This is a genomic window from Aurantimonas sp. DM33-3, from assembly GCF_014334315.1.
GTDB lineage: Bacteria > Pseudomonadota > Alphaproteobacteria > Rhizobiales > Rhizobiaceae > Aurantimonas > Aurantimonas coralicida.
In genome coordinates this window covers 117,015-135,516 of record NZ_JACSGS010000001.1, presented here as the reverse complement: position 1 = coordinate 135,516, position 18,502 = coordinate 117,015, and the positions used below count along the sequence as shown (strand labels likewise).

General features: G+C 63.1%; 32 protein-coding genes and 2 tRNA genes. 29 read left to right on the top strand and 5 right to left on the bottom strand.

Annotated features, from left to right (window positions below; translation table 11 throughout):
* Nucleotides 1-5 precede the first annotated feature (5 nt).
* The 11 genes from H9Q09_RS00825 (at nucleotide 6) to H9Q09_RS00775 (ending at nucleotide 5,724) form a co-directional block, all read left to right on the top strand.
* Nucleotides 6-278: a hypothetical protein gene (locus tag H9Q09_RS00825; protein WP_187389509.1), complete on the top strand. Its 273-nt coding sequence runs from the start codon at nucleotides 6-8 to the stop codon at nucleotides 276-278.
* A complete protein-coding gene (locus H9Q09_RS00820) occupies nucleotides 275-604 on the top strand; it encodes a hypothetical protein (RefSeq protein ID WP_187389508.1) in 330 nt (109 codons plus the stop codon). Before H9Q09_RS00825 ends, H9Q09_RS00820 begins: the two co-directional genes overlap by 4 nt.
* Nucleotides 597-788, top strand: coding sequence for a hypothetical protein (locus tag H9Q09_RS00815; RefSeq protein ID WP_187389507.1), 192 nt, complete (start codon nucleotides 597-599; stop codon nucleotides 786-788). Before H9Q09_RS00820 ends, H9Q09_RS00815 begins: the two co-directional genes overlap by 8 nt.
* Nucleotides 785-1,900: an ATP-dependent RecD-like DNA helicase gene (locus H9Q09_RS00810; protein WP_187389506.1), complete on the top strand. Its 1,116-nt coding sequence runs from the start codon at nucleotides 785-787 to the stop codon at nucleotides 1,898-1,900. Before H9Q09_RS00815 ends, H9Q09_RS00810 begins: the two co-directional genes overlap by 4 nt.
* Entirely contained in the window at nucleotides 1,897-2,403 is a 507-nt protein-coding gene (locus H9Q09_RS00805) for a hypothetical protein (RefSeq protein ID WP_187389505.1), read from the top strand. Before H9Q09_RS00810 ends, H9Q09_RS00805 begins: the two co-directional genes overlap by 4 nt.
* Complete coding sequence (locus H9Q09_RS00800; RefSeq protein ID WP_187389504.1) at nucleotides 2,403-2,717, top strand: hypothetical protein; 315 nt, start codon at nucleotides 2,403-2,405, stop codon at nucleotides 2,715-2,717. Before H9Q09_RS00805 ends, H9Q09_RS00800 begins: the two co-directional genes overlap by 1 nt.
* A 199-nt stretch (nucleotides 2,718-2,916) precedes the next feature.
* Complete coding sequence (locus tag H9Q09_RS00795) at nucleotides 2,917-3,258, top strand: hypothetical protein (protein ID WP_187389503.1); 342 nt, start codon at nucleotides 2,917-2,919, stop codon at nucleotides 3,256-3,258.
* Complete coding sequence (locus tag H9Q09_RS00790) at nucleotides 3,251-3,784, top strand: hypothetical protein (RefSeq protein WP_187389502.1); 534 nt, start codon at nucleotides 3,251-3,253, stop codon at nucleotides 3,782-3,784. Before H9Q09_RS00795 ends, H9Q09_RS00790 begins: the two co-directional genes overlap by 8 nt.
* Entirely contained in the window at nucleotides 3,781-4,272 is a 492-nt protein-coding gene (locus H9Q09_RS00785; RefSeq protein ID WP_187389501.1) for a hypothetical protein, read from the top strand. Before H9Q09_RS00790 ends, H9Q09_RS00785 begins: the two co-directional genes overlap by 4 nt.
* A 38-nt stretch (nucleotides 4,273-4,310) precedes the next feature.
* A complete protein-coding gene (locus H9Q09_RS00780; protein ID WP_187389500.1) occupies nucleotides 4,311-4,550 on the top strand; it encodes a hypothetical protein in 240 nt (79 codons plus the stop codon).
* 1 nt (nucleotide 4,551) lies between these two features.
* A complete protein-coding gene (locus tag H9Q09_RS00775) occupies nucleotides 4,552-5,724 on the top strand; it encodes a site-specific integrase (RefSeq protein ID WP_187389499.1) in 1,173 nt (390 codons plus the stop codon).
* 79 nt (nucleotides 5,725-5,803) lie between these two features.
* Here H9Q09_RS00775 and H9Q09_RS00770 read toward each other — a convergent pair.
* Nucleotides 5,804-5,877, bottom strand: a tRNA-Gly gene (locus H9Q09_RS00770).
* A gap of 27 nt (nucleotides 5,878-5,904) precedes the next feature.
* Nucleotides 5,905-5,989, bottom strand: a tRNA-Tyr gene (locus H9Q09_RS00765).
* A 263-nt stretch (nucleotides 5,990-6,252) separates the two neighbouring features.
* Between H9Q09_RS00765 and rlmB the strand changes: the two genes are divergently transcribed.
* The gene (rlmB, locus tag H9Q09_RS00760; protein ID WP_187389498.1) at nucleotides 6,253-7,107 is read left to right on the top strand and encodes a 23S rRNA (guanosine(2251)-2'-O)-methyltransferase RlmB; all 855 of its coding nucleotides are present in this window, start codon (nucleotides 6,253-6,255) and stop codon (nucleotides 7,105-7,107) included.
* Between the two features lie 129 nt (nucleotides 7,108-7,236).
* On the opposite strand, the gene H9Q09_RS00755 is transcribed toward rlmB, so the two are convergent.
* Nucleotides 7,237-8,412 (bottom strand): site-specific integrase, encoded by a 1,176-nt coding sequence (locus H9Q09_RS00755; RefSeq protein ID WP_187389497.1) that lies wholly within the window; start codon nucleotides 8,410-8,412, stop codon nucleotides 7,237-7,239.
* Nucleotides 8,409-8,945, bottom strand: coding sequence for an Arc family DNA-binding protein (locus H9Q09_RS00750; RefSeq protein ID WP_187389496.1), 537 nt, complete (start codon nucleotides 8,943-8,945; stop codon nucleotides 8,409-8,411). Before H9Q09_RS00750 ends, H9Q09_RS00755 begins: the two co-directional genes overlap by 4 nt.
* A gap of 53 nt (nucleotides 8,946-8,998) precedes the next feature.
* Between H9Q09_RS00750 and H9Q09_RS00745 the strand changes: the two genes are divergently transcribed.
* The 12 genes from H9Q09_RS00745 to H9Q09_RS00690 all read left to right on the top strand — a co-directional run bounded on the left by H9Q09_RS00745 (nucleotide 8,999) and on the right by H9Q09_RS00690 (nucleotide 13,721).
* Nucleotides 8,999-9,190 carry a DNA-binding protein gene (locus tag H9Q09_RS00745; RefSeq protein WP_187389495.1) on the top strand — a complete coding sequence of 64 codons (192 nt, stop codon included), beginning with the start codon at nucleotides 8,999-9,001 and terminating at the stop codon, nucleotides 9,188-9,190.
* Nucleotides 9,187-9,501, top strand: a complete 315-nt coding sequence (locus tag H9Q09_RS00740) for a hypothetical protein (RefSeq protein ID WP_187389494.1) — start codon at nucleotides 9,187-9,189, stop codon at nucleotides 9,499-9,501. Before H9Q09_RS00745 ends, H9Q09_RS00740 begins: the two co-directional genes overlap by 4 nt.
* Nucleotides 9,498-9,893 (top strand): hypothetical protein, encoded by a 396-nt coding sequence (locus H9Q09_RS00735; protein ID WP_187389493.1) that lies wholly within the window; start codon nucleotides 9,498-9,500, stop codon nucleotides 9,891-9,893. Before H9Q09_RS00740 ends, H9Q09_RS00735 begins: the two co-directional genes overlap by 4 nt.
* The gene (locus H9Q09_RS00730; protein WP_187389492.1) at nucleotides 9,890-10,444 is read left to right on the top strand and encodes a hypothetical protein; all 555 of its coding nucleotides are present in this window, start codon (nucleotides 9,890-9,892) and stop codon (nucleotides 10,442-10,444) included. Before H9Q09_RS00735 ends, H9Q09_RS00730 begins: the two co-directional genes overlap by 4 nt.
* Nucleotides 10,441-10,695 carry a hypothetical protein gene (locus H9Q09_RS00725; RefSeq protein WP_187389491.1) on the top strand — a complete coding sequence of 85 codons (255 nt, stop codon included), beginning with the start codon at nucleotides 10,441-10,443 and terminating at the stop codon, nucleotides 10,693-10,695. The genes H9Q09_RS00730 and H9Q09_RS00725 overlap by 4 nt, the downstream gene beginning before the upstream one ends.
* Before the next feature lie 50 nt (nucleotides 10,696-10,745).
* Nucleotides 10,746-10,943 (top strand): AlpA family phage regulatory protein, encoded by a 198-nt coding sequence (locus tag H9Q09_RS00720; protein WP_187389490.1) that lies wholly within the window; start codon nucleotides 10,746-10,748, stop codon nucleotides 10,941-10,943.
* Nucleotides 10,940-11,185, top strand: a complete 246-nt coding sequence (locus H9Q09_RS00715) for a hypothetical protein (RefSeq protein ID WP_187389489.1) — start codon at nucleotides 10,940-10,942, stop codon at nucleotides 11,183-11,185. The genes H9Q09_RS00720 and H9Q09_RS00715 overlap by 4 nt, the downstream gene beginning before the upstream one ends.
* Nucleotides 11,182-11,415, top strand: a complete 234-nt coding sequence (locus H9Q09_RS00710) for a hypothetical protein (RefSeq protein ID WP_187389488.1) — start codon at nucleotides 11,182-11,184, stop codon at nucleotides 11,413-11,415. Before H9Q09_RS00715 ends, H9Q09_RS00710 begins: the two co-directional genes overlap by 4 nt.
* The gene (locus tag H9Q09_RS00705) at nucleotides 11,412-11,615 is read left to right on the top strand and encodes a hypothetical protein (protein ID WP_187389487.1); all 204 of its coding nucleotides are present in this window, start codon (nucleotides 11,412-11,414) and stop codon (nucleotides 11,613-11,615) included. Before H9Q09_RS00710 ends, H9Q09_RS00705 begins: the two co-directional genes overlap by 4 nt.
* Nucleotides 11,612-12,232 (top strand): helix-turn-helix domain-containing protein, encoded by a 621-nt coding sequence (locus tag H9Q09_RS00700; protein WP_187389486.1) that lies wholly within the window; start codon nucleotides 11,612-11,614, stop codon nucleotides 12,230-12,232. Before H9Q09_RS00705 ends, H9Q09_RS00700 begins: the two co-directional genes overlap by 4 nt.
* On the top strand, nucleotides 12,232-12,543 hold the full coding sequence (locus H9Q09_RS00695) for a DUF6074 family protein (protein ID WP_187389485.1): 312 nt from the start codon (nucleotides 12,232-12,234) through the stop codon (nucleotides 12,541-12,543). The genes H9Q09_RS00700 and H9Q09_RS00695 overlap by 1 nt, the downstream gene beginning before the upstream one ends.
* A 746-nt stretch (nucleotides 12,544-13,289) precedes the next feature.
* Entirely contained in the window at nucleotides 13,290-13,721 is a 432-nt protein-coding gene (locus H9Q09_RS00690; RefSeq protein ID WP_187389484.1) for a hypothetical protein, read from the top strand.
* A gap of 13 nt (nucleotides 13,722-13,734) precedes the next feature.
* Here H9Q09_RS00690 and H9Q09_RS00685 read toward each other — a convergent pair whose 3' ends face one another.
* Nucleotides 13,735-14,454, bottom strand: a complete 720-nt coding sequence (locus H9Q09_RS00685) for a site-2 protease family protein (RefSeq protein WP_187389483.1) — start codon at nucleotides 14,452-14,454, stop codon at nucleotides 13,735-13,737.
* A gap of 459 nt (nucleotides 14,455-14,913) precedes the next feature.
* Between H9Q09_RS00685 and H9Q09_RS00680 the strand changes: the two genes are divergently transcribed.
* From H9Q09_RS00680 to H9Q09_RS00660, 5 genes are all read left to right on the top strand, one after another.
* Nucleotides 14,914-15,573 (top strand): recombinase family protein, encoded by a 660-nt coding sequence (locus H9Q09_RS00680; RefSeq protein ID WP_187389482.1) that lies wholly within the window; start codon nucleotides 14,914-14,916, stop codon nucleotides 15,571-15,573.
* Between the two features lie 46 nt (nucleotides 15,574-15,619).
* Nucleotides 15,620-16,096 carry a hypothetical protein gene (locus H9Q09_RS00675; protein WP_187389481.1) on the top strand — a complete coding sequence of 159 codons (477 nt, stop codon included), beginning with the start codon at nucleotides 15,620-15,622 and terminating at the stop codon, nucleotides 16,094-16,096.
* Nucleotides 16,097-16,340: 244 nt separating this feature from the next.
* Nucleotides 16,341-16,733 carry a hypothetical protein gene (locus H9Q09_RS00670; RefSeq protein ID WP_187389480.1) on the top strand — a complete coding sequence of 131 codons (393 nt, stop codon included), beginning with the start codon at nucleotides 16,341-16,343 and terminating at the stop codon, nucleotides 16,731-16,733.
* Nucleotides 16,730-18,154: a hypothetical protein gene (locus tag H9Q09_RS00665; protein ID WP_246715948.1), complete on the top strand. Its 1,425-nt coding sequence runs from the start codon at nucleotides 16,730-16,732 to the stop codon at nucleotides 18,152-18,154. The genes H9Q09_RS00670 and H9Q09_RS00665 overlap by 4 nt, the downstream gene beginning before the upstream one ends.
* Entirely contained in the window at nucleotides 18,151-18,432 is a 282-nt protein-coding gene (locus H9Q09_RS00660) for a hypothetical protein (RefSeq protein ID WP_246715947.1), read from the top strand. Before H9Q09_RS00665 ends, H9Q09_RS00660 begins: the two co-directional genes overlap by 4 nt.
* Nucleotides 18,433-18,502: the final 70 nt, after the last annotated feature.

The window sequence follows — 18,502 nt, the reverse complement described above, 5'->3', positions numbered from 1 at the left end:
CGCAGATGAGCGCCTTCAGCGTCGGCGAATATGTAAGCGGCGTGACGGGTGAGCGGTGCCCGTATGGCGAGCGGTTCCATGCCGTGAAGCTGCGCGCCATCGGCACCTCCGCCGGCAAAGGGCCCTACCGCACCGAACGGGTGCCGGGCAGCTGGCTTGCCCCGTGGACCCCAGAGGTCCGCGAGGACGTGATCCGGGCAACCGAAGCCCGCGAAGAAGGCCTGAAGCGCCTTCGCGAAGCCCACGAGATTTTCAAATCCATCAGGAGGTTCTCATGACCCCATCGCAGATCCACGAAGCCGGCCGTCTCCTCGAACGCCGTAAGGGTTACGCGGAAGTCGCTCGCGCGCTTCGTAATGCGAGCCGCGTCGTCGGCCTGCCGAACACCAAGGTCGTCTACGACGGCGATGAGCGAGATCCCATCACTGGCCTGGGCTTGGCGAGCGACCTCTCTCTGGCCGGCATCTTCAATCGCCTCGGCTTTCGCGAGGAGGACGCCTCCAAGCGCCTCGTCGACCTCCTTGCGGAGATCGCCGCAGACAAGCTGATCGACGTCGACGTCGAGCTGTCGCAGCTGGGGGTGGAGGTCGGGTCTGATGGCTGAGCAGCAGAAGAGCACATCGCTTACTGTCCGCCTTTCAACGGAGGCGCGCGCTCGGCTTGATGCCGCCTCGCAAGTTGGGCCTTACGCGATTTCCCTCACGTCGGTCATCGAAAGAGGGATTGAACTTGCGGCCCGAGAGCTGGAGGAAATGGCGATGACTGCCAAGGAAGGCGGGAAGCCATGAAGCTCGCTCCCCAGCAGCAGGATGCCTACGCCAAGGTGACGGCCTGGCTGCGCATCCGCTACGCGCCCTTCTTCTACCTCGCGGGCTTTGCCGGCACCGGCAAGACCACGATCGCCAGGACGATCGCCGAGCAGGTGAACGGCGAGGTGCGCTATGCCGCCTATACCGGCAAGGCCGCCAAGGTCATGCGGGCGAACGGCTGCGAGAAGGCCTCGACGATCCACTCGCTTATCTACCACCCCGAGGTGGATGAGAAGACTGGCCAGGTGACGCTTCACATGACCGACGTGCGGGTTCGCAACGCCAGCCTGATCGTCATCGACGAGTGCTCGATGGTCGACGAGGAACTCGCACGGGATCTCCTCTCCTTCGACATTCCGGTGCTTGTGCTGGGCGATCCCGGCCAGCTGCCACCGGTGAAGGGCGCAGGCTTCTTCACCGCCAGCGAGCCGGCCTTCATGTTGACCGACGTCCACCGGCAGGCGGCCGACAGCCCCATCATCCAGCTCGCCACGGAAGTGCGCGAGGGACGGTTCGACGGTCGACCACGTCAGCTCGACGGGCTGACCATCTGCCGCAAGACGGAACTCGACCCGGCATTGGTGCCGGCGGCGGGCGCCGTGATCGTCGGCAGGAACGCCACCCGCGAACGCTACAATCACAGGCTTCGCGAGATCTCCGGCTTCGAGGGCGACACGCCGCAGGTGGGCGAGACGCTCATCTGCCTGCGGAACGACAGGAACCTGAAGATCTCGAACGGCGAGACCTTCCGCGTGAAGAAGGTTCGCAGGCCGCGCCGGACAGAGCACGGCCGGGTGCTGAACTTCACGATGCACGACCCTGAGGACCCGGGCCGCGAAGCGTTCAAGGCGTCGGTCTACGAGCACTTCTTTCAGGGCAAGGCGCGGATCGAGGAGATCCCGTTCAAGTCTCTCAAGCGCACCCAGCAGTTCGACTACGGCTACGCCATCACCTGCCACAAAAGCCAAGGCTCGCAGTGGGACGACGTGGTCGTGTTCGACGAGAGCCGCTTCTTCGGCGCGAACGCGGCGCGGCACCTCTACACGGCCGTCACCCGCGCATCCAAGAATCTAACGGTGGTGACCCCATGAAAAAGATTGTCCACGGCCACACACGGCGGCTCGCCGGCGGAGGCCGGGTAGATTCGCCGGAGTACCGGGCCTTCACTGCGATGAAGAACCGGTGTCTGAACAAGCGTCAGGCGCGCTATCGCGACTATGGCGGCTGCGGAATAACGGTCTGCGATCGTTGGCTCCGAGGCTCGGATGGGCTGACCGGGTTTGAGTGCTTCCTCCTAGACATGGGGTCGAAGCCCAGCCCCGAGCATTCGCTTGATCGGCGGGAGAATGCCCTCGGGTATAGCCCCGAGAATTGCCGGTGGGCGACGCGAGTAGAGCAAGCTCGCAACACGCGGCGCAATCGCGTCGTGAACGTCTGCGGCCATGTCTTCAGCTTGGCGGCGGCGATCGAATACTTCGCCTACGCGCCCTATTCGACGGTTTCCCGACGCCTAGCACGCGGATGGGACGAAGAGGACGCCGTTTTAACCCCGGCAAATGAGGCGCCGATCCCGAGTATGGAGGTGTGCTTCTGATGACCGCAAACCCCTACCACCAGGTCGCCGCCGAAATGCGGCGCAACCCAGCGACGGTCGACAAGCGGACCTCCGGCGTCATCGAAGACGCGATCGCCGACGCGGTGGACCGCTGCGAATCGACCCGGGATGCCGGCGCGCTCGTCGCCGAGATCATCCACATCGCCAGCATGGCGGTCATTCGGATCTCCGCGGCATCGCACGGCGGGCACAACTGTGCCGGCTGCCTGAACAAGTTCTCCTACCAGTTCGACCGGACGCTCGAATGCGCGGCTGAGAGCGAACTGAAGAAGCACGAGGGAGGGCTCAACTGATGCGCTGTCCCGACTGCCCTCACCTCTTCGTCGGCCAGACCGATCCGCGCACCGAGATCCGGGAGATCTGCTGCGCCAATGAGAACCGCATGGTCGAGGATTCTCCTCGCAACATGATGGTCGACGATGTCCAGACGCCCGAAACGGCGCCGCTCAATCGAGCGGCCCGCAGGCGCGGGGAGAAGCAGCGGAGGCGGACATGACGCTTCCTATCGGAGACGCGCTTCGCCAAGAGGCGGCTATGCAGGAGGCGCTGGCGGTGCACCCGCAGATCGGAGACCGGATATGGGCGGCCGTTGAGGACTTTCTTGGCGAGCCTCTGGACGACCGTCTTCGGCAGCGCATGCAGGAGGCAGCTTCGGAGACGTTCGAGAATGAGATCGCGAAGCTGCCGGAGCTTCTGCGGCCGATGTTCACCGAGCCGGAAGTCCGGATTGAACACGGTGAAGGGTCAAGGCTGCCCCCGACCAACGTCTACATGGATTTCCCAGATCCTGTGAACGCCCTCTTCAGACCGCTGAGGATCACGCGCTATGCCTGAGGTCATCCACCGTCACACTTTTCCAATCCGCGAAGCGATGGCCGCCCTCTTGGGCGATCAGCAGATCGACGCGGACAGCTACGAGATCCGCGTCATCGACGGCTGCGTCGTCGTGGATCTTGTGAACCCCGCAACCGTGCAGCAGGAGAACCGGAATGAGGATCGAGTTCAGGCGGGGCCGACCGGTCAAGCCGCAGATGACCAAAGCGATGGCGTGGCGCCGGATGCTGAGGATGGTCCGTCGCAATCGCCCGATGCTGAAGGGGAGAGCGCCCCGGAACAGCAGCGAGCAGCAGAGCCCGAGCTGAAGGGGGGAGCCCGCGCCAAGCGCGCGGGCATGCTCTGCGACGACAAGGGTTTCCAGTCCTTCATGGACGCGAGCAGCGCGAAGGAGGTCGCCGACGCCCTTCGTCTGACCTGCGGCGTGAAGACCCGGGCTCACCTCGACCATGACGAGGTTGCCGGCCAGAAGTTCGACGAGGTCGTCCGCCGCTATGGTCTCTGGCGACAGGGCTACGACGTATGAGCTACCTGTCCGAGCGTCAGCGCGTCGAGTTCGGCTTGCTCCCGAACATGCTCCTCTCGATCCTGGTGGCCGGGGTGAACGATCCCGACCATCCCGACGCGAAGGAGGCTGAGCGCCTCCTCGCGCTCGCCTCGGTGGCGCCCGTCGAGGATCTGCCGCGCAAGGAGCAGGTGAAGCTTCTCCGCCGCATCATCCGCCTGCACGACGAGGTCATGGCGCCCTTCCGCGCCGAGGGCATGCGGACCGACAAGGCCGGGCTGATCGCCTTCTACGCCCTGCAGGCGATCGTGGAATCCGACTACATGGTCATCGTCGACGGCGGCGACCTGTCGCGAGCGCTCGACATCGTCTTGCCCGCGATCGAGCATGCCGCCGAGATCGAGCGCCTGGACGCCAGCGCGCAAAAGGCCGCGCGCCGATTGCTCCGGGACCTGCAGTCCCGTGGCTACTTCCGCGGCGTCGCCGCACCCCAGCAGCAGGCCGCCTGAGCGGCACCCCCTCCCCCTTCTCAATTGTGAGAAACGACATGACACACGAGTTCGTGGTCCCACCCCGCTTCATGACCGATGAGCAGCTGCGAGCCCATTTCGGCCTGACCGAGCGGGCTCTGCGCCGGTTCCGGGCCACCAAGGATTTTCCCAAGCGCGACGTGCTGGCAGGCAAGACCGACAGCAAAGCGGTCGACCGGTACTTTGACAGGTCATCTGGATTGGAGCCCAATGCTCGCGGCGGCAGACCTGCCGTCGTCGAGAAGGATAGGTTCTGAGATGACACGTTTACGAAAGGACCGCCCCGGCTATCAGGGGCGGAAGAGATCTGACGGCTCAACGGCGCACTACTGGAATCCGCAACGTGCGGTGAAGGGTGCGCCGAAGTCGTTAGGGGTCCGCCCGATCGATGCGGCGGCAACGGAAGCGCAGATCGTCGAGTTGTGCCAGCGATGGACCGATGAGCTTCGGGCCGATCTCCGCGACCTCGGCGCGCAGCAGGCGTATGACGGCACGATCGCCAGCCTGGTTCGTGAGTATCGGGCAGACGAGCTCTCACCGTATCAGAGCCTGAAGCGCTCCACTCGCCAGCGCGACTACGACCCCAGCCTGCAGACCATCGTGGAGACTGTCGGCGAGCGGCTGATCGACGAGCTGACCGGGGACGACTTCCGCCGATGGAACCGTAAGTGGGGAAGCGAGGGGCGTGTCCATCGCGGGCACAATGCCATTCGCAAGCTTCGCGCCGTGATGAGCTATGGCGTGGAGAAGGGCTATCCGGAATGCCGCAATGCCCGCGAGATCCTGTCTCTCATCCGCTTCGAAGCGCCGGCACCGCGCAAGGTCATGCTCGAATGGGAGCACGCCGTCGCCGTCGTCGAGAAGGCGATGGAGAAGGGCCGCTACTCGATCGCGCTCACGCAAGCGCTTCAGTGGGACACGGCCCTTCGCCGGATCGACATCATCGGCGAGTGGGTTCCGGCCGCAAAGGGTGACGGCGGTATCGTTCGCGGCGGAACACGCTGGCAGGGTCCGTCCGTATCGGTCATTTCGTCGGATCTCATCCTGACGATCGAAGCCACGTCGAAGACCGGGGCCAGGTCGTCCCACGACCTGACCCATTGCCCGCTGACCATGATGGTGCTGGCGCAATACGACCTGCCGAAGATCGGGCCGCTCATCGTGAGCGAACAGACGGGCGTCCCGTACCGGGAGAATTATTACGCCCAGGCATGGAGAGAGATCGCGCGGGAAGCCGGCGTGCCGGATTCGATCTGGTCGATGGATACCCGGGCCGGCGCGATCAGCGAAGCCGAGTCCGTTGGCGGCATCGAGGCGGCGCGAAAGCTTGCCACCCACTCCAACGTGAAGACGACGCTCCGGTATGTCCGAAGCGATGTGCTGGAATCCAATCGGACGACGGCGATGGCGCGGCAGAAGCTGCGCTCATAGCGCCAGTGTAACGGCAGTGTAACGAGTGAAACGGGCCCCAGAGATCAATGATAAAACCGCAGTCTTTTCAGAGTGATGCTGGAGCGGGTAGCGGGAATCGAACCCGCATATTCAGCTTGGAAGGCTGCTGCTCTACCATTGAGCTATACCCGCGCCTTCGCATCAGCGTTCGACCGGCAGTGGTGGAGGGAGTTGGATTTGAACCAACGTAGGCATAGCCAACGGATTTACAGTCCGTCCCCTTTAACCACTCGGGCACCCCTCCGGACTGCCGTCGAAGCATGCAGGCGCTTGGCCTGGCTGCTGGAAGCGTTCGGCGCGGGACCGAGCGTTTCCGAGCGGCCTTATGATGGCCTTGGCGCAATCTGTCAACGCCGAATGGCACTGGAAATCGCATCGAATTTCACCCAGCGTCGATCATCGCCGCACGAAACCGGATGTCCGACCCGCTGCGTCCCCCGCGAAGCAAGGGAGCCCGCGCGGGGATCGCCGCTTTCTTCGCATCGCCGGGTGGGATAGAGAGGCCGCATGAGCGACGATACGCCTTCGGGCACCCCCAAGGACACCCATTACGCCACTCTCAGGCGTGCCCACCGCGACCGCAAGCGCGCCGATGGCGGCGCGGCGCCCGCGGGTGCGCAAAAGCGGCGGCCGCAGCCCGGTCGCCCGGCGCCTGCCGGACGGGTACGCCTCTATGGCATCCATACGGTCGCGGCGGCGCTGAACAACCCGCACCGCAAGCTCCACTCCCTGCTGGTGACACGCAACGCCCTCGCCCGCCTGGAGATCGCCGAAGACGCGATTCGCTGCCCGGTCGAGATGGTCGAGCCGAAGCGCCTCGATGCCGAACTCGGCGGAGAGGCCGTGCATCAGGGCGTCATGCTGGAAACCGAGCCGCTGCCGGCGATCCGGCTGAGCGACCTCGGCAAGGCCCGGCTCGTCATCGTCCTTGACCAGGTGACCGACCCGCACAATGTCGGCGCGATCCTGCGCTCGGCGACGGCCTTCGGCGCCGATGCGCTGGTGACCACGGCGCGGCATTCCCCGCAGGAGAGCGGCGTTCTCGCCAAGGCTGCCTCGGGCGCGCTCGAACACGTCACCCAGATCGAGGTGGTCAATCTCGCCGATGCGCTCAGCGCACTTTCGAAGCAGGGCTTTCGCACCATCGGCCTTGATTCGGACGGTCCGGAATCCTTCGAGGCAAGCCTTTCCGGCGAGCGCATCGCGATTGTTCTCGGCGCCGAGGGCAAGGGCCTTCGGCAGAAGACCCAGGCGACGGTCGATGCCCTCGCCCGGCTGGAAATGCCCGGCGCGATCCGCTCGCTCAACGTCTCCAACGCCGCCGCCATCGCGCTCTACGCAACGCGGCGGCATCTGGGCTGAACGGACGCTCGACAGTCTGGATGAATGGTGCCGGATGAGGGGATTGAACCCCCGACCTTCGGTTTACAAATTGGATGAACACCCCTGCGCCATAAGGGATTCCACCGCCTATGTCGCGTTCATGTCGCGTCAGGCTGTCATCCAAGCCGAGGCCTGGGCCAGTTCCGAGCCGTCATCGTGGTTCGGGAAGAGGTGCGAATATCGGTCCATCGTGAGCGCGATCGTCGAGTGCCCCATGCGCTCCTGCACGAGCTTTGCGGGAAGTCCGAGACCGCCCTCCTGTTTTCGATTGATGCACCACGAGGCATAGAAGTGGCGGAGCGAATGCATCCCGCCGTACTTCGCCTTCGGTCGTCCGTCGTCGCCAGGGACCGTCACGCCGGCTGCAATCCACGTGGGGCGCAATCCGCGGCGCAGGATGTTCGTCAGCTCTTCGACCTTCCCTGCGCCGTTCGGGAACACTAGGTCGAGATTGCCTGCCGGGCAGGCCAGCTTCCATTCCTTCAGAGCGTTGATGACCATAGGCGGCGCCGGGATCGTGCGCTCGCCAGATGCTGATTTTGGCGCGCCGATCTCGTTGAAGCGGTCGGCCCGCTGGTGAACGCGCACTTCGCGCTTGGCCATATCGACATCGCTCCAGCGCAGGCCACGCAACTCTGACGCCCGCAGACCACAGAATATCGCCACGAGAAGGAACGGCCGCCAACGGCCATCAGCCGCGTCCACGAGCGCCTTGACCTCTTCCCGGGTCGGAATGTCCACGCCGATCTTCAGGCGGCCCTTGTGGCGCTTCTCCTGGCGCTCGTCGCGGCCCCCTCGCCGGCCCCGCAGATCGCGGACGATGTTGCGCCTGACCAGGCCACGCTCCTGAGCGTCAGCGAGCATCGTGCCGAGGCTGACCACGACGCGCCTCGTCATCGCAGCCGAGCGGTCCTTCTGACGCAGCTCGTCTTCGAAGCTTCGCAGGATGGGGATCGTGAGGGCGGAGATCTTCGTGGTGCCGAGGATGGGAACGATATGCAGGCGGAGGTGCTGTTCGTAGCTGGCGATCGTCGATCTCTCCAAGCCGGCGGCTGTCGCACTGGCGATCCACAGCTTCCCGGCAGTTTCGACCGTGGCGCTCACGCTATCGGCGACGTGCGTCCCCTCGCGGACCTCGACATGCGCCGTGGCCGAGAACCCGTCAGCGTCCTTCTTCTTCGCGAATGTCTTCATCCGGCGCTTGCCGGTGCCGTCGACGTAATCGACCACCCAGGCCGATCGCTCGACGCCCTTCGTCGTCCAGGTGCGCTTGCGGACGCTCACTGTTGCAGATCCTCGTCATCGAGGTCCCCGCCGGGATCGACAAACTTCGCGGTGCCCCTACCACGAGAAACTGCTTCGAGTTCTTCCTCGTCCAGATCCGCTATGTCGCGGTGATACCGCTCTTCATGAACTTGTTCTCGCCACGCTTCGAACCGGTTCCAGACCTTCTTCTGGTCTTCTTCAGAGACTCCTTCGACGCGACCAAGTGCGATCCTGTCGACTGCTTCAAGCAGCGCGTGGTTTAGACGAGCTAGCCCCTCTTGTGCGCTAGTCTCGTTCAGCGCGGACACAAGGCCGAGCAATTCCTCCACTTGTTCATCAACGGATACCGGTTCTGGGAATTCACGCTCAAGGATGCGGACAATCTCGGCATTCATGGAACGCCCCTGCGTGTCCGCATACGCTTTGATCCGCTCTCGCAACCCCGGCGGAAGGCGTAGCTGAAACTGATCAGTGTTGGTTCGGTTCACGCCCATCTTCACGACAATCCTGAGTGTCATATCCAGCAGATACGATTTGCGCTTGACCCGCAATCATATCTGCTGGATACACATACCTGCTGGATATAACCAGGAGGTTACCGATAATGACGCAAAATGATGAGCAACCCATCGATCTGGTTTGGGGGATCGCAGCGATCGCGAAGATGATCGGCCGAAACGAACGCCAGACATACGACATGCTCGCATCAGGCCACCTGCCTGCAAAGCAGGTCGGCACACGCTGGGTCGCCGAGCGCGGCAAGCTGACGAGCTTCTTCACGGAGACCGCGGCATGACCCTTCACCTCAGCGACATCGAGACTGCGCTGGAGCGCGGCAACATCTCCGACATCGAGGATGCCTTCCGGGCTCTGGTTGGCTGGCCGCATCAGGACACGATCGAGGGGGCCAGTCCGTCCAAGCGGAGCGAGCTTCTAACCCGTGTCAGCCAGGCCCTGAAGGGCGATGACCGGCAGATGCCCGGCGACATCATCACCATCCTCGAAGACGGCGGCTGCCATCTCCACGGCGGCCGGTATCGGAACGGCGCAGGCGCGGTTCTCTCCAGCATCTCACTTTGGAGCAAGCATGTCAGGGGCGAAGCATGATCGCCCTCGACGAAAAGAAAAGGCCCGGTCGGGAGTGCAATCCCGCCGAGCCGCAGTCCAACGCAAACCTAGGTCAGGACAAGCATATGAACATCCACACCGATAGCACCACCGGCGGCAACGCGCCAGACGCTCGGGATCAAGTCACCGACGCCGTTGGCAATCTTGAAGGGCCACTTTATGACGCGCTGAACATGGTGCGGATCGTCCGTATGCTGATGGAGCAGGGCCGCTACGAGGAAGTCCTTGGGCAACGTTGCCTCGTCATCGGACAGAACCGCGCCGAGGCCCTGATGTGGGCGGTTTATCAGACAGAGACGATGTTCGAGGCCGTGCACGCTTCTTGGGACGAAGCGAACGAGATGACCTTCGATCTGCGGAGGGCGTCATGACCGGTACCACCACCCGCGGCGAGACGTTCGCTGACGCCATGGGCGAGATCGAGACGCCGATCTTCGAAGCCAAGGATCGAGCGAATGCCCTTCAGTGTCTGTGCGAACTGACGCTGTGCGAAAACGGCTATGTGCTCTCCGAGGAGCATAAGGACTGCTTCATCCATCTGATCGGAGAGGTCTGGGACGCCAGCAGGAAGGTCGCCACCGTTTGGTCCGAGGGCTGGAACGCAGCTGTGCTGCGGGACTATGGCTTGCCGGACCAGGATCCGATGTTGGCGCTGGTCAGTGAGTACCGGAAGGGGGTCGCCGTCTTCAACGCCTCGGGCGACCTGACGGACGCAGAGGGCGAAGCCCTGGCCGCCGCGACATGGCGCGCCTCCTATGAACGGCTCTGCACGGCACCACCCGCACCTACGACCGATGCCGGGGCAATCGCTGCCGTCCGGCTCGTCCGGCAGGAATGTTCCGGCTGCGGCTACCAGCCTGCTTTGATCGAGAACGTCCTGTCGGCGGTGATGGTCTTCCTAGAAGGGAGGGCCGCGGCGTGAGCACCATTCCTACCACCACGCCGGCGACCGGCCGCTACGACGGGCCGGGGGAGTACGTGACCACCACGGGTGGCCGTGTCTACCTCGATCCGCTGCCGGAGCCGCAGGCCGACTATCACGAAGACTGGCTGATCTGGTCGGAGACGGCTGAGGACCGGTCGCGGCCGATGCCAAACCGGGGCACCTACTGGGGTCGGCGAGACCTGATCGAGCCCATGATCGTCCGCAAAATCGAGGAGGACGGCCGATGAGCAATGTCCTCGCCCTCCCTCATCAACGAACGCGAAGCCGAGGTGCCTGCATGGCAAACCGCATTCTCCGCATTGACGCGGTCCTGGACAGGACGGGGCTGACCCGTCGGACGCTTTATGCCGAGATCAGCGCCGGCCGGTTCCCCCGCTCGATATCGATCACTTCACGCTGTGTCGGCTGGTCCGAGGACGCCGTCCAGGCATGGATCGACGCGAAGATCGCGGCCGCCGAAGGGAGGGAAGCATGAGCAACGTCGTCGCCTTCAACCCGGCTCACGTCCTGATTTCATCCGGTCGCTGCACCGGTGGAACTGACCGCCACATGATCGGACGATGGATCCACATGGTCGATTTCGTCGATGAGGATGGCGGCATCATTCACGACTATGCCGGCATCGACCGAGCCGCGGCCGACGAGGCCGCCGTAGCCTGGGCCCGAGACGTGGGCTGCCGGATCATCGACCGCTCCGAGGAGGAGCCGGGCCGATGACAAGCCGGACCAGAGAAGAAGTCCTCGACGAACTCGCCCGGGTAGCATCCGAAGCCATTGCCCGCGGCGAGGACGGAATGAAGGCCGTCGAGAACATGGGCGTGCCGACATCCGTAGCCGCGGAAGCGTGGGTGATTGCCGACCGCGCCGAAACCGAGAGGTGGTGGCAGCAGGTCGAGCGAACGATCGATGGCGAGACCATTCGCAAGGCGATCGGGGGTGATGCATGAGCACCATCCCCATAGGCGGCACCACCGGCCATTGCCACGAGAGCACCGCTGCGATCGACGAGGCGGCCGCATGGCTTGCCTCCGAGCGTCAGCTTCCATCGCCCATAGTTCCGGCGCTCCGGCGCCGGTTCGGATTGTCCGCGATCGAGGCCTGCACGGCAATCACCGAAGCGGAAGCTATCCGCAGGAGGACCCATTGAGCAGGCGCGCGGCTCCGACTCCCGAAAAGGCAGATGAGAGCAAGGAACTCGCCTCCTTTACCGGATGGAAGTTGGATCTCTGCCGCGCGGTCCGGGCTGATCACAAGGTCACGCCCGGTGCCGCCTCGCTCTTTGCGGCTTTCATGGATTTCGTGAATGCGAAGACGAAAAAGGCATGGCCCTCGGAAGGGAGCTTGGCACTGGCGCTCGGCGTGTCGGTCCCGACGATCCGCAAGTACCTCGCCATCCTGATCGAGGCCAAATGGCTGAAGCGCTGCGCAGAGAAGTCGGGCAAGGGGACAGCCATTTACGAAGTGCACGACCACCGGATGAACACGGTTCTCGACCAACTCGCCATCGACCTGGACCGGCTGAGAGAGAGACAGGCGGCCCGCAAAGCGATGCGACGGGAGGCGTCCCGCCGCTCGGATGTCTCTAAACATGGGTTTAGACCAGACCCACCGATGTCTCGCAACACGGGTTTAGAGCTGTCTCACAACACGGGTTTAGACGAACACCTTCATAGAACACCTTCATCTCAGAATAGCACTGAGAGAGGAGGAAGATCTCTGGACGCGTCCGAGAACGAGTACCTCAAGGCATCGAGGGGATGGTGATGGACAGACATTCCGACTTGCCCTTGTTCCGTTGGGAGCCTCCGAAGGCAGAAATCATCCCGTTTCCGCTGGCATCCCGTGTCGGGCGGATTCGCGATGTGGTTGACCGTTTCAGCGGAAAGACCCGGGCGCAGCAGGAAGCCTACTGGCGGCAGGTACGCGATGGCCAATTGCGATCGTTGCGCCGACTCGGACTGCCGGAGCAGATAGTCATCGATGAATGGCGGAAGTTCTTCGATGCCGTGCAGACCGAACTCACGCGCCGCGCCTATGTCGGCCGTCAGTCTCGACCAGGCGGTGACGCGGCATGACGGCCGGCATCCCCAACGCGGCGGTCAGCTCATCCCGAAGCCTGCGTCCGTCGGAGAACATCATCAGCGTGGCGAGCCACAACCTCGTTGGCGATGACGCGGCGCTGATTTCGGTCAACCCAGGATCCGACAGGTTCGCCGGCGGGAAACAGGCTTGCCCGGCCTTTTCTCCATTTCCGAGACGACCCCAACGTCATCTCGAATTCTTCGGTCACCAGCTTGTACGTGCCGGGCGCGAATGTGTGTGTCTGCTGATTGAACAAGATTTCGAAAGGGTATTCGAAAATCAAAGTTCGTTGCGAAATGCGACGTTGCCCCACTACACGACCCCTCCCGGCCGATCACGTTGGGGAACGTATAGTTGCTCAGTCGATGCCGCACAATCTGCCCCAGCCTCCATAGTGATCGGCTTGGTAAACCGCGGCGTTCCTGTGCCAATAGTCCGTCACGGAAATCATCGATGCTGAGCAGCCGTCATCTCGCCGGTTCCGCGTTCAGCACGGAAGGGCAGCCGCATGAGCAGCACCGTTCCTCGTTTTCTCGGCATTGGCGCAGTCATCGACCGCGTCGGCCTCAGCCGCCGGACCATGATCGATCTCATGTCAGCCGGCCGGCTCCCCCGACCTGTGCGCCCTTCTCCTGATACGACTCCCTAGCTCGAGCAGGAGGTCGACCAACGGATGGCGAACAAAATAGCGGAGAGAGACGAAACACGGTAACAATGCAGCATATTCGAGCGCAAAGAGATGGAAGGTATTCACTTGCGATTTGTCTCCACCCTCTTCGTCCTTGCATGCTTGTTCCTTGGCACAGCAATCGCGCAGGAACGCGCTATCACGACGGAGAGCTCTGATACGATGTCGTTGCAGTTCGAGGCGGTGATCCTTCCGAACGGGGAGATCGAGCTCCGACCGCTGACTCCGGCAGCTGCCGAAGCCTACACGTCAGCCGAAGGAGATGCAGAGTTAGACAGCACCACGCCGCCGACGGAGGCTCAGGCCGAGAGCATTGCCTCCCAAGCCTCGCAGCGGCTGCTGGCGCGCGCGAAGGACACGTTCTGCTTGATGGATCCACTCCCGGAGACCGTGAACGCGTCGGTTGAAGTTCACTTCTCGCTATTCGCAGGCGGATCATTCCTCGTTGGAGCGGAATGGAAAGGCGCTGATCTCTGCAACTGAGTTTCGGCGCAGGCTATCCGCCTCCTGCCAATGCCAAGAAGAACGGCGTCAGCCACGCCAGTGGGACGCCGACCAGCCACCGGAACAGGTTCAGATCGAATCCCACCTGCCGCCCAAGCATCGGAAGGAGGAAGATGATCCCGATCAGGATGAGCAAGCCGAACCGATCCAGCCGGGCGTAGTGACGCGCCAGCCCAGCCGGAAGGAGACTTGCGAGGATGCGGCTACCGTCGAGCGGCGGCAACGGGAGCATGTTGAAGATCGCCAGCACCAGATTGAGCAAGATCGACTGGTAGAGCGTCTGAACGATCCACGGCGCCGCGGCTTCGGGAAACAGCGGAACGGCCCGCAACAGGAGCGCCGACAGGATCGCCAGGCCGACGTTCATCAGCGGGCCCGCGAAGGCTACCAGCGCCATATCGCGACGTGGATTGCCGAGCCGCCCCACGGCCACCGGTACCGGCTTCGCCCAGCCGAACAGGAACGGCGCGCCAGTGAGGAGCAACAGACCGGGAACGATGACCGTGCCGAAGGGATCGACATGCCGGATGGGGTTGAACGTCACCCGGCCGAGCCTGAAGGCGGTATCGTCCCCAAGGCGCCACGCACTGTAGGCATGCGCAGCCTCGTGCAGCGTGATCGCCGTGAGAATTGGAACGATCCAGGTCGTCGCGGTGAAGATCAACTGAGTGGGGTCCAACTCACGTGCCTCGTTGTCGGCGTGATGGATCATCAGGCTTCGTGCAGGAACACGCCCGTGTCCGCGAAGGACCGATCCCGAGCCCTCCTGTGCATGAGACACCTGTAGACGTGAGAGGACGTAGCAGGAAGGGGCGCAGCCCCCGCAGGGAAGGTGCAACCATGCACCATGGGCGATCCAACGCTCATCGGTGTCTATGCGGACGATCTCACGCGCCCAGCGTTAAGACCGATGCCAATAGGGAAAGCCGATCAACATTCGGCATCACGATAGGATTGGCTTATCGACGGTCTGGGGCCCATTTTTTTCAAACACCAAAACGGCCCTTTTTTTCCGCCGCCCAAATCCCGTTCTTGCCGCGAGCCGGTTCGCTTGAGATTGACCACCAAAACCGACGGTTCGACCGTCTTGTGCGGTGGCTTGTGTCAGTCACAATGAACGTTGACATTAGACACGGTGTCGATATCTTGGTCTCGAACAAGCGAGGCCGCCATGAAGAGCTACGTTGTCTACACCCGCGTCAGCACCGCAGAGCAAAGCCGTAGCGGCCTCGGCCTGGACGCGCAGGACCGCGACATCGATCTGTTCCTCACGACCTTCTCCGAGGTGCCCTATGAGATCCTCGGACGGTTTCAGGACGTCCAGTCCGGTGGCGAAGATGACCGCCCGCAGCTCGCCCTTGCCCTGAAGATGGCGCGTGAGAGCGGGGCGGAGCTTCTGGTGGCCAAGCTCGATCGCCTCAGCCGCAAGGTGTCCTTCATCGCCGGGCTCATGGATGACAAGCGGCTGAAGCTCCGGGTTGCCCAGATGCCCTACGCCGACAAGTTCCAGCTCCACATCTACGCAGCCCTGGCCGAACAGGAACGGACGTTTATCAGCGAGCGCACCAAGGCCGCTCTGAAGGCCGCCAAGGCCCGCGGCGTGAAGCTCGGCGGCATCCGGGACAAGACGATGCAGCGGAACGTGGCGATCCAGCAGAAGGCCCATGCAGAGGCTGGGCAGGCGATGAAGATGATCGGCCCCCTGAAGGCTGGGGGCGCTTCCCTGAACGCCATAGCGGCCAGCCTGAACGATATGGGCGTGTCGACGTCGAGGGGCGGCCAGTGGACGGCAAAGCAGGTATCGCGGGTCATGGAACGCGCCGGGTCGTAGTGGCACTCCACGGCTCCGCCTGTTTCAGGTCGGAAGGAGATTGGGAATGGACTTCGCGGATCTCACACCGAGGGCCATGCTGATCATCGGTGGCATCTCCGGCATTCCCACGGCGATTTTCGCCTTATTGCTTGGCATCGTTTCCTACACCGTGGTGTCCAGGTTCTTCCGCACTGAGATCGATCCGGTCAAGGTAACTCCCCCGTGGGGCATGTCGGAGGAAGCCATCAAGAGAGGTAAATGGCGGAACCAAACGGTGTTTGAGCCGGCGCAAGGAATGGAGGGGCTCGACAAAGTCCCCAAGCTCCTGTTCACGCTGGTGAAAATCTACCTCTGCACCATCGGCTATGTGATCGGCCTGTCACGTTGGATCGCCACCGACCACGCAACATTCTGGCAAGGGTTCAAGGAACTGATCTGGGCGCTGATACCGTTCTTAAACCTCACATACGCTGGCACCTGGATCACTAAAGCCCTGCAAATCCAGTTGATAATCGCGTCGTCGCTCATCCGGCAGCTGTAGTGATAGCCGTGCCCGGTGCGGGACCAGTCCGGAAACCCACGCATTGAGGCTAGTAGCCTTGGCGGACATGCAGGGCGTAACCGATCAAAGGCTTATCCACAGGCCAGCGAAAATAAATATCCCACGCTCGTCTTGAGCAGCCAAGTGCGTGAACAGGCAACAACATGCAACAGGTGAACTAGCGCCAGTCTAGCTCGCGCAACTGCCGTTGAAGTGCCGCCGAAATCGGTTCATTTCTTCGGACATGGACACGATTGCACCATCCTTCGCAGGCCGATCCTCCGCCGCTCGTGCTGCGGTATCGAATGGAACGCGGCTACTTTCCGGAGTGGACGGCCGGAGCGCATCCGCCCGCCGCTTCCGAGACCTGGTGCGTTCCCTCTCCGACGAGCTTGGGGGCGAAGCCTCCCTCACCGAACCGCAGCGGGCGATGGTCCGTCACGCGGCCGGCGTGATGATCCAGGCAGAGCGGATGCAGTCCGCCATCGTCAGGGGCGAGACGATCGACGCCGAGCAGCTCGTGCGGCTGTCGAACACCCTGGCTCGGATGATGAAGGACATCGGCGTGAAGGCGCAGGCCGCCAAGCCGAAAGCTCCTGATCTTGCCAGCTACCTCGGCGGGAGGGTCGCCGTTTGAGCGCCCTGATCACGATGCGCGAAGCCTTGGCCGATCCTCAGCTCCTCGGGAGCGTGATGCCGGGCGACACGTGGAAGGCGTGGCGTGCCCTCCTCATCGCCGTCATGGGCGAGCGCCTCGACGACGAAGAGCGGGCGATCTTCACAGCCCTCACCGGTCGCGATGTCGAACCGATGGAGATGGTCGAAGAGTTCTGGGCTGTGGTCGGGCGTCGTGGCGGCAAGACTCGCGCTGCGGCAGTCCTGGCAACCTACTTCGGATCCTTCGTCGACCACTCTCAGAAGCTGGCTCAGGGTGAGCGCGGGGTGATCCCCTTCATGGCCGCGTCCACCCGACAGGCAGCGGTCGCCTATGGCTATGCCGCCGGCATCTTCGAGACGGTCCCCATGCTCGCCGGGCTGGTGACGAACAAGACGGCCGAGACGATCAGCCTTAGCACCGGGGTCGATCTGGAGGTCCGGCCAGCCAGCTACAGAACCGCTCGTGGCATCACCGCGGTGGCGGCGATCGGCGACGAGGCTGCGTTCTGGCGATCGGACAATTCGGCCAATCCCGACACCGAGATCCTGAACGCCATCCGTCCGGCCCTGGCCACCACCGGCGGGCCGCTGATCGTGATCTCATCGCCCTATGCCCGCCGTGGCGAGGTCTACACCAACTGGCGCAGGCACTACGGACCCAAGGGCGATCCGCTCATCCTCGTGGCGCAGGCGCCATCCCGCACGCTGAATCCATCCCTGCCGCAGAAGGTCGTGGACCGGGCCATGGAACGGGACGAGTCCTCTGCCCGGGCCGAGTACCTCGCCGAGTTCAGGACGGACATCGAAGCATTCGTTACGCGGGAGGTTGTCGAGGCTTGCGTGTCGCTCGGGGTCTATGAGCGGGCGCCCTTGTCGACGGTCCAATACAAGGCTTTCGTCGATCCGTCTGGCGGCAGCGCTGACAGCTTCACGCTGGCCATCGGGCATCTGGAGGGAACCGGGTCTAAGAAGGTCGCCATCCTCGATGCCGTGCGGGAGACGAAGCCGCCCTTCAGCCCGGAGGCGGTGGTGTCGGATTATGCGCAGCTTCTGAAGCGCTATCGCGTCCACAAGATCGTTGGCGACCGCTACGCAGGCGAATGGCCGCGCGAGGCCTTCGGGAACCACAATATTACCTACGACCCGTCGGCCAAGCCGAAGTCAGACCTGTACCGCGATCTTCTGCCGTACCTGAACAGTGGCGAGGTTGAACTTCTGGACAGCGAACGGATCGTGACGCAGATCGTAGGGCTCGAGCGGCGAACCAGCCGCGGCGGCCGTGACAGCATCGATCATGCGCCGGGTGGTCACGACGACGTAGCCAACGCGGTTGCCGGCATTCTGTCCACGCTCAAAACGGCCGGCAGCGGCTATAACATCGAAGCATGGACGCTCGGATGATGCCCGCGCCGCTGCCAGTCTTGATGCGTCGTGACGAGATCATATCGCTTGCACGTGCCTCTGCTTATGCGAGACGGTCTGAAGTCCAAATACGTCGCTGGTGCAAGCAATATGGCATCAGTCGGCAGACGACGCCCAATTCGCCACAAGAGATATCGCGCGTCGCCCTGGAAATGGTGCTGCACGGCGACATGGCGGCCCTAGAGATGTTGCGCGAGGGCGAGCGGAGTGCTCCTGAGGTTCAGCGTTATCTTGCGTTCCTGAATATCCCGGAATGATAGGGTAAGATAACCCGTGCCAAGTCGCCATGTAAAAGCACCCGTGATCCAATAGCTTCCAACAACGGAG

Coding starts and splice junctions, on each gene's coding strand:
- H9Q09_RS00735 (WP_187389493.1), top strand. CDS start 9,498: ATGATCGCCCTCGACGAAAAGAAAAGGCCCGGTCGGGAGTGCAATCCC.
- H9Q09_RS00715 (WP_187389489.1), top strand. CDS start 10,940: ATGAGCAACGTCGTCGCCTTCAACCCGGCTCACGTCCTGATTTCATCC.
- H9Q09_RS00670 (WP_187389480.1), top strand. CDS start 16,341: ATGGACACGATTGCACCATCCTTCGCAGGCCGATCCTCCGCCGCTCGT.
- H9Q09_RS00775 (WP_187389499.1), top strand. CDS start 4,552: ATGACACGTTTACGAAAGGACCGCCCCGGCTATCAGGGGCGGAAGAGA.
- H9Q09_RS00685 (WP_187389483.1), bottom strand. CDS start 14,454: ATGATCCATCACGCCGACAACGAGGCACGTGAGTTGGACCCCACTCAG.
- H9Q09_RS00675 (WP_187389481.1), top strand. CDS start 15,620: ATGGACTTCGCGGATCTCACACCGAGGGCCATGCTGATCATCGGTGGC.
- H9Q09_RS00805 (WP_187389505.1), top strand. CDS start 1,897: ATGAAAAAGATTGTCCACGGCCACACACGGCGGCTCGCCGGCGGAGGC.
- H9Q09_RS00695 (WP_187389485.1), top strand. CDS start 12,232: ATGGACAGACATTCCGACTTGCCCTTGTTCCGTTGGGAGCCTCCGAAG.
- H9Q09_RS00710 (WP_187389488.1), top strand. CDS start 11,182: ATGACAAGCCGGACCAGAGAAGAAGTCCTCGACGAACTCGCCCGGGTA.
- H9Q09_RS00660 (WP_246715947.1), top strand. CDS start 18,151: ATGATGCCCGCGCCGCTGCCAGTCTTGATGCGTCGTGACGAGATCATA.
- H9Q09_RS00810 (WP_187389506.1), top strand. CDS start 785: ATGAAGCTCGCTCCCCAGCAGCAGGATGCCTACGCCAAGGTGACGGCC.
- H9Q09_RS00745 (WP_187389495.1), top strand. CDS start 8,999: ATGACGCAAAATGATGAGCAACCCATCGATCTGGTTTGGGGGATCGCA.
- H9Q09_RS00795 (WP_187389503.1), top strand. CDS start 2,917: ATGACGCTTCCTATCGGAGACGCGCTTCGCCAAGAGGCGGCTATGCAG.
- rlmB (WP_187389498.1), top strand. CDS start 6,253: ATGAGCGACGATACGCCTTCGGGCACCCCCAAGGACACCCATTACGCC.
- H9Q09_RS00790 (WP_187389502.1), top strand. CDS start 3,251: ATGCCTGAGGTCATCCACCGTCACACTTTTCCAATCCGCGAAGCGATG.
- H9Q09_RS00730 (WP_187389492.1), top strand. CDS start 9,890: ATGACCGGTACCACCACCCGCGGCGAGACGTTCGCTGACGCCATGGGC.
- H9Q09_RS00720 (WP_187389490.1), top strand. CDS start 10,746: ATGGCAAACCGCATTCTCCGCATTGACGCGGTCCTGGACAGGACGGGG.
- H9Q09_RS00820 (WP_187389508.1), top strand. CDS start 275: ATGACCCCATCGCAGATCCACGAAGCCGGCCGTCTCCTCGAACGCCGT.
- H9Q09_RS00815 (WP_187389507.1), top strand. CDS start 597: ATGGCTGAGCAGCAGAAGAGCACATCGCTTACTGTCCGCCTTTCAACG.
- H9Q09_RS00680 (WP_187389482.1), top strand. CDS start 14,914: ATGAAGAGCTACGTTGTCTACACCCGCGTCAGCACCGCAGAGCAAAGC.
- H9Q09_RS00780 (WP_187389500.1), top strand. CDS start 4,311: ATGACACACGAGTTCGTGGTCCCACCCCGCTTCATGACCGATGAGCAG.
- H9Q09_RS00690 (WP_187389484.1), top strand. CDS start 13,290: ATGGAAGGTATTCACTTGCGATTTGTCTCCACCCTCTTCGTCCTTGCA.
- H9Q09_RS00800 (WP_187389504.1), top strand. CDS start 2,403: ATGACCGCAAACCCCTACCACCAGGTCGCCGCCGAAATGCGGCGCAAC.
- H9Q09_RS00785 (WP_187389501.1), top strand. CDS start 3,781: ATGAGCTACCTGTCCGAGCGTCAGCGCGTCGAGTTCGGCTTGCTCCCG.
- H9Q09_RS00705 (WP_187389487.1), top strand. CDS start 11,412: ATGAGCACCATCCCCATAGGCGGCACCACCGGCCATTGCCACGAGAGC.
- H9Q09_RS00740 (WP_187389494.1), top strand. CDS start 9,187: ATGACCCTTCACCTCAGCGACATCGAGACTGCGCTGGAGCGCGGCAAC.
- H9Q09_RS00825 (WP_187389509.1), top strand. CDS start 6: ATGAGCGCCTTCAGCGTCGGCGAATATGTAAGCGGCGTGACGGGTGAG.